7 protein-coding genes are annotated in these 6,358 nt (G+C 57.2%); 5 read left to right on the top strand and 2 right to left on the bottom strand.

Annotated elements, in window-relative coordinates; translation table 11 throughout:
* The first annotated feature begins 204 nt into the window (after window positions 1-204).
* Window positions 205-738: a GTPase gene (locus tag HMPREF2605_RS04510; protein WP_246828164.1), complete on the top strand. Its 534-nt coding sequence runs from the start codon at window positions 205-207 to the stop codon at window positions 736-738.
* Between the two features lie 47 nt (window positions 739-785).
* Window positions 786-2,219, top strand: a complete 1,434-nt coding sequence (locus HMPREF2605_RS04505) for a D-mannonate dehydratase (RefSeq protein ID WP_070633871.1) — start codon at window positions 786-788, stop codon at window positions 2,217-2,219.
* A gap of 25 nt (window positions 2,220-2,244) precedes the next feature.
* Here the strand turns inward: HMPREF2605_RS04505 and HMPREF2605_RS04500 are convergent, their stop codons facing one another.
* The gene (locus HMPREF2605_RS04500; protein ID WP_049354383.1) at window positions 2,245-2,877 is read right to left on the bottom strand and encodes a LysE/ArgO family amino acid transporter; all 633 of its coding nucleotides are present in this window, start codon (window positions 2,875-2,877) and stop codon (window positions 2,245-2,247) included.
* 205 nt (window positions 2,878-3,082) lie between these two features.
* On the opposite strand from HMPREF2605_RS04500, the gene HMPREF2605_RS04495 reads away from it, so the two are divergent.
* Window positions 3,083-4,000 carry a LysR family transcriptional regulator ArgP gene (locus HMPREF2605_RS04495; protein ID WP_049354382.1) on the top strand — a complete coding sequence of 306 codons (918 nt, stop codon included), beginning with the start codon at window positions 3,083-3,085 and terminating at the stop codon, window positions 3,998-4,000.
* Between the two features lie 524 nt (window positions 4,001-4,524).
* Window positions 4,525-5,025, top strand: a complete 501-nt coding sequence (locus tag HMPREF2605_RS09390; protein ID WP_141762275.1) for a hypothetical protein — start codon at window positions 4,525-4,527, stop codon at window positions 5,023-5,025.
* Window positions 5,026-5,119: 94 nt separating this feature from the next.
* Here the strand turns inward: HMPREF2605_RS09390 and HMPREF2605_RS04485 are convergent, their stop codons facing one another.
* Window positions 5,120-5,434: a cell division protein CrgA gene (locus tag HMPREF2605_RS04485; protein ID WP_005507388.1), complete on the bottom strand. Its 315-nt coding sequence runs from the start codon at window positions 5,432-5,434 to the stop codon at window positions 5,120-5,122.
* 159 nt (window positions 5,435-5,593) lie between these two features.
* Between HMPREF2605_RS04485 and HMPREF2605_RS04480 the strand changes: the two genes are divergently transcribed.
* Window positions 5,594-6,343 (top strand): class E sortase, encoded by a 750-nt coding sequence (locus HMPREF2605_RS04480; RefSeq protein WP_070847122.1) that lies wholly within the window; start codon window positions 5,594-5,596, stop codon window positions 6,341-6,343.
* Window positions 6,344-6,358 lie beyond the last annotated feature (15 nt).

Raw genomic sequence — 6,358 nt, 5'->3', positions numbered from 1 at the left:
GTTCACTGTATGGTTTTTGGATAACAATCCAATAGGCAATAAAAAGAGCCCGCTTACGCGGGCTCTTTTGCTTTAACAGCTAAAGTTGGAAAAGGGGCAGACCCACGCGGGTCTGCCCCTTTTTTGTACCCTCAGAACCCCATGAATCTACCGGGCCCTCCAGAGAGGAGCGCACTGGGATAGAGTAGAACCATGCAATACCCCATGTTTTCCCACGCACCCGAGCAAATCGATCAGCAGCAACAGGCTAATGAAGAACGGACTGCGGCACTCTACGTAGAGAGCTCGCTGGAGCCTCACGAAGCATGGGCAGCACTCACCGAATACATTCACCTCTGGTGGTCCAGGCAGATCCTACAGAGCGAGGAAAGCCATATAGACCTCTCTACTGAGCTGCTGCTCGAAGAGACAGCAGACGGGGATATTATTCCTGTGGCACGCATTATCCAATGTGAGAATGAAGACGTCCTCACCATCGCACCCTACCCGGGTACATACCTGGGGCGCCTCATGGGAGTAGACGAAGATGCAGAAGAAAGCCTGAGCTTCATCCTGGATGCCCTAGCCCCGGAGACTGCAGAAGGACCGCTATCCCTACTCGAGATCAGTAGCGGCACCTACACAGGTCGTGAGGACGAGGAACTAGGAATCTACGAGGGACACGAAGAAGCGGCTGCGCTACTCATGGGCGCATACGCTCGCTTTATTGGATCTGAGCTCGAGAAAGAAGAACTCTAAAAGGTACATAATCAAAGGGCCTGCTCGACCCTGTAGAGTGGTATGTCATGAGCACACAGGAGCAGAACACCGCACAGCAGAAGGACGCACGCCCCATCTGGGCGCGGCTGCGCACTAAAGCTGTGGCAGAAGAGGCACAACCTCAGCGCTACAGCAAGACTGATGTGCTGAAGCAGAGCAATATCTGGTTCCGCAAACAGGGCGTACCCCTCATCATTCCTGCACGTCAGCGTGCTCTCGATGCGTTCCCCCGCTCCGTACCCTGGATCCTGTGGGCGAGTATCATGCACGTCTGCTATATCTTCCTACGCGATATCCTCATTCTCGTAGTTGATAACGCAAATGGTTCCCTCCCGGAATACATTAAAGCCATCACGACCAACACCGCGCTCAGCGATGAAGTGCTACCCATGCTGGTGCTCGGTGGTATCTTCCTCGTGATGCCGATAATCTCCGGTGTGTTCATTACTCTTGCCCATATACTCATGGTCCGCACCCCGCAGTGGGTTCAAATCACCACGGGTATTCTTACCGTACTTTTTGCCGGCATGCTCTTTGTCGCCAGTGTCTTTGAATCCAGCAGCCTCGACGGCCTCGACTTCGTCTACGACGGTTCCCAAGTATTCCCGCTCATCGTTGTGGGCATCTACCTCGCCATCTTCCTCGGCGTAGACACCATCCTAGGGTGGTCCTTCAAACATGCCATCCACCAGCTCGCCTCCCTGCCACCCATGATTGCGAAAGTACTACCCGTACTCATGGTGTCCGTGCTCTTCATCTTCGTGAACGCAGACCTCTGGAAGCTCGCCAACAGGCTCAGCTTCCCGCGCACCTGGGCTGTTCTGGGGCTCATGGGACTCCTCGCCGTGTTCGTGATCGTCACGACCTCCCTAGAGCGCACAGCGCGCCTTCTGGGCCGCAATAGAGGCGACGACATTGCAAGCTTTACCGAGAACGACTACGAACGCGCCGCGGCCCTCGAAGGGGGAATCTGGAACACCGTCCAAGACTGGGTCGAAGAGAAGAAAATCCTCGAACACCGACCCCTCAAAATTGCGTCCTGGGGCAACCTTATCATCATCCCTATGATTGGGCAGATTATTCAGGCGAGCCTCTTTATGTTGCTCGTCTTCGGGTTCTTCATGGGGTTCTCCTCCATCGCCATTAGCGACACCACCATCGAATCCTGGATGACCGTCAAACCCGAACACCTCAAAATCCTCGGCGTAGACACCAACATCAACGCCGTGGTCATCAAGGTGTCCATGATCGTTGCCGTGTTCTCCGGGCTCAGCTTCGTCGCAACCACCAGTAGCGACGAAAAATACGCCCGAAGCTTCCTCAAACCCATGATCGAGCGAATCAAGCACATCCTGGTTATTCGCGATATCTACCTGGGCCTGCTTACCATGCCCAAAAACGAGGTACTCATAACCCTCGAAGAGGAGAAGAGCGCGGAAAAGGAGACCGACAAGGCATAAAAGGGCTCCTCAGGGGGGGTAGAAGCTAGTGGGTCGACAGGTTCATCGTCAGCAGATTGAACACCAGGTATGCCATCAGAAGTGCCGTCGCCCCATCCAAAACACGCCATGCCGAAGGACGCGCAAAGAGCGGACGAAGCAGACGCGAACCGTACCCCAGCCCCAAAAACCAGATAATACTACCGCAGCAGCACCCCAGGTAGTACCACCAACGGCCAGGATCGCCCTGGGCGTTCGCCAGCGAACCCAAAAGAATAGTCGTATCCAACCACGCCAGCGGATTCAAATACGTCACCGCCGCCGTGGTCAGCAGAGCCGCCTTCAACGACTGAGAATCGCCCTCCGCATCATCCACCACGATGGAATGCGGGGTAAACACACGCCGCCCAGCCTCAAAACCAAACCACGCCAAAAACGCCGCACCCACATAACGGAACACCTCAATGAACCACGGTGCCGCATCCAACAGAGCGCCCAGGCCCACCACGCCCAAGCCAATCATCAGAGCATCCGACAGAATGCAGAAAATAATGATTGGGGTAATATGCCGACCCAAAATACCCTGACGCAGCACAAAAGTTCCCTGGGCACCAATAGCCGCCACCAGAGAAATCGTGGTGGTAGCACCCAGAAACAGCAGGGACAGGGAGGTGGACATGGTGAAACTTTCTATGCGGGTCAAACGGGGCGCGGGCTTCGCGGATATGCGGGTGGTGGCTCCTCTAATACCAGCTTGCCAGGCAAAAGCATGCGACACAGGGATTATTGCCCCGATAGCTAGAGTGTGAAGCGCCAGAGACGAGAATACGGGAAAACAAACCCTAAATCTATCTAAATATTTTCACACTGCGTAAGATATTCTTATGACACGTTTCAGTACCGACCAGCTCTCCACCTTTGCCGCCGTCATCGAATACGGCACTTTCGATGCCGCGGCAGATGTTCTGCGAGTGAGCCCCTCCGCCATCTCCCAGCGCATCAAAGCCATGGAACAGATCGCCGGAAAGGTCCTGCTACGTCGAAGCAACCCCGTCACCCCCACCGATGCTGGACAAAGCGTGCTGCGCATCGCCCGTCAGAGCGAATTCCTGCAGCAAGAAATGGAACGCGAACTCATGGGTGCTGGCGGCTTCCAAAGCGTCTCCGTGGCGGTCAATGCCGACTCGCTCGCCACCTGGTTCATCGACGCCGTCGGAACTCTCAGCCGCGAAGACAGCATCTTCTGCGACCTGCGACGAGAAGGTGAATTCCACTCCTCCGCCATGCTCCGCTCCGGAGAAGTCATGGCAGTCATCACCTCCAAACCCGAAAAAATCCCCGGCTGCTCCGTTGAAACCCTCGGAGTGGCACGCTACTGGTGCGTCGCAACCCCCGACTACGTACAGCGATACCTACCCGGCTGGCCCAAGCGCGTAAGCCGCGAAGAGCTCAACCGTGCCCCCGTCGTCGAATACGACCGCAAAGACTTCGTGCAGGACGTAGCGCGAGTCCTCATTGAACAAGAAGTAGGTCTGGAGGCTGAAGAAACCTTCACCCAAAGCCCCACCATCTACATTCCCTCCTCCCCGGACTATGCGCGCGCCGTCAGCGCCGGTATCGCCTGGGGTCTCATTCCCGAAGCGCAATGCGCCGAAGAGCTCGCAAGCGGGCACCTCGTGAAGCTCGCCGCAACCCCCGTAGAATTCCCCCTCTACTGGCAGCGCTGGAACATCAACTCGCCCGTCATGGAAACCGTAACCCGCCGCGTCCACGAAGCGGCACGAGGCGACCTGATCTACTAGAAGAGGATGGCTCCGTGAGCTATATGGAACGCCACCAGGTGGCTCTCTACCTCGCCTCCATGGCCGTGGGAGGTGCCAGCGCGGGGCTGAGTGGGTGGAGCCTAGTTTCTGAGCAGCTCGTGCCCTACGCGCTCGGTGCGCTCCTGTGGACCAACTTCGCTCTCATGCCTCTAGTCGGCATGAGTGTCGGTCAGCATAAGAGGCTCGCTCGCACGGTCGTGCTGGTGGCTACCCTTGGAACCCCGATTCTAGTTGCGCCTCTGGTCTCCCTCTTCATTCCCGAGGGCGGCCCCATTGCTCTAGCCACGGTGATTGTTTTGCTGGCTCCATGCGTGGATTACGTTGTGGTTTTTGCGTGTATTGCTGGAGGGGAATATCGCGGTTTGCTGGCGACAACGCCCTATCTTCTTGGTACCCAAATCGTTTCTATTCCATTCTGGACTAGTGCGTATGCATATATAGGAATATTAGATATTGGGGTGGTGGGAGAAATATTCCCCCTTCCCACCGAAAGCTACCTCAGCTTGGCACCGCTCATCGTGCCCCTGATAGCCGCCCACCTCGTGCAACGCTGGTCAACCCGCTCACCGCAGCGTCAACAAGCCTACGAACGCGTACGCAGCATGAGTGATGCCGCGATGATTCCCCTCATGTGCCTGCTCCTTGCTCTCATGTGCTCCGCCTACACCCCGGCGGTGCTCAACCAGGCACAGCTCATTCCCCGACTCGCCGGACTCTACCTCACCTACGCCATCCTCGCAGGAGGCACCGCATGGTGCCTCAGCAAGGTGATGAGCCGACCGGAACGCATCTCCGTAACCTTCAGCGCCGTCACCCGCAACGCCCTCATCATCTACCCCGTCGTCGCGCTCTGCGCACAACGCCTGGCACACAACGGGAACCCCGAAGCGAGCCTCATGGGCGCCACCGTACTCACTCAAACCCTTACCGAGCTGCTCATCATGGTCGCCATGACCGCAATCTTCCGAGCAAGAACAAAGACAGGTAATGCGGAGGCGCTCTAACTCCAGCCCTGCCAAACAGGCAGACCCCAAACACAGAGAGGCGGCCGCCCCATACGGGACGACCGCCTCTCTCATAAAATCTAACGCATAAGTCTTAACGCCAGCGAGTCATCATCAGCATGCTCACCATCATGGCGCCCACACCAACACTCACATTCCACATACCCAGATCAGGAATCGGGAACAGGCCCTGCGTAATGTAGAAAACAATAATCCACAGAATGCCCACCGCCAACAGCGAGAACATAATCACGCGGTACCACAACGGAGTCTGCTCCTTCAGCTGCGTGCCGCTCTCCATCTCACGAGCAATCTCACGCAGACGCAGCTCGCTCGCATCCTCCACCTCAGACTTAGCAGACTTCTGAGACTTCTTCTTGGACGATGCCTTAGCCGAGTTGGTCGACATACTTCCTCCGCTTATTGTTGTATGGGTAACCTAAAAATATATGTTCACACCTATCTTTGCAGACTTACGGGATGATTTCACCTTCTCCCCGCGTTGAAAGATAAGGAACGCCACCCGGCGCCCAAGAACATACATAACCCAGAAGACAAAGGAGACCGCATGAGTCAAGGAACGGCACCCACCGCAGAGCGCCGCCCCCGCAGCGTGCTGCACTGGGTCATCCAGATTACAGGCGAACTCCTCATCACCATCGGAGTCGTACTGCTCCTCTTCGTCGCATGGCAGCTTTGGTGGACCAACATCGACGCCGACCGCACCCAATCCCAAGCCGTCAGCACCCTCGTTCAGGAGTTCGACTCCAATCCCGGCGAACCCGTCCCCGACTGGGACCCCAACCCCCCTCCCGCCGGTCTGAGCGAACCCGGCCACGGTGAAGTCTTCGGCGTCGTCTACATCCCCAAGTTCGGATCCGACTACCAGCGCCCCGCAACCCAGGGCACCAGCTCCGACGTGCTTGACTCCCTCGGCCTCGGCCACTACGAAGGAAGCGCCATGCCCGGCCAGGTCGGCAATTTCTCCCTCGCAGGACACCGCCAAACCCGCGGCAAAGTCCTCAACGACATCGACCTGCTCACCGAAGGCGACCACATCTACGTGCGCACCAAAGACGGCTACTACACCTACACCGTCTACAGCCACGAAATCGTGCAGCCCGACCAGGTAGAAGTCATCGAACCCGTCCCCGGACAGCCCGGCGTAGCACCCACCGAGCGCCTCCTGACGCTCACCACCTGCCACCCGCGCTACGGTGACACCGAACGATACATTGTCCACGCCCGCCTCGAATCCTGGCGGCCCGCCGCAGCCGGAGCGCCCGCAGAAATTGCCGCCTCCGTCGCAAAATCCTAAATCTGAGAGGAAAAG

Origin of the sequence: Rothia sp. HMSC065C03 (assembly GCF_001837295.1) — a bacterium.
Classification (GTDB): domain Bacteria; phylum Actinomycetota; class Actinomycetes; order Actinomycetales; family Micrococcaceae; genus Rothia.
This window is presented reverse-complemented; position numbering and strand designations above follow the sequence as displayed.

What these genes read in the sequence shown, in the direction of transcription:
- HMPREF2605_RS04510 (WP_246828164.1), top strand. Translation starts at nt 205, where the DNA reads ATGTTTTCCCACGCACCCGAGCAAATCGATCAGCAGCAACAGGCTAAT.
- HMPREF2605_RS04505 (WP_070633871.1), top strand. Translation starts at nt 786, where the DNA reads ATGAGCACACAGGAGCAGAACACCGCACAGCAGAAGGACGCACGCCCC.
- HMPREF2605_RS04500 (WP_049354383.1), bottom strand. Translation starts at nt 2,877, where the DNA reads ATGTCCACCTCCCTGTCCCTGCTGTTTCTGGGTGCTACCACCACGATT.
- HMPREF2605_RS04495 (WP_049354382.1), top strand. Translation starts at nt 3,083, where the DNA reads ATGACACGTTTCAGTACCGACCAGCTCTCCACCTTTGCCGCCGTCATC.
- HMPREF2605_RS04485 (WP_005507388.1), bottom strand. Translation starts at nt 5,434, where the DNA reads ATGTCGACCAACTCGGCTAAGGCATCGTCCAAGAAGAAGTCTCAGAAG.
- HMPREF2605_RS04480 (WP_070847122.1), top strand. Translation starts at nt 5,594, where the DNA reads ATGAGTCAAGGAACGGCACCCACCGCAGAGCGCCGCCCCCGCAGCGTG.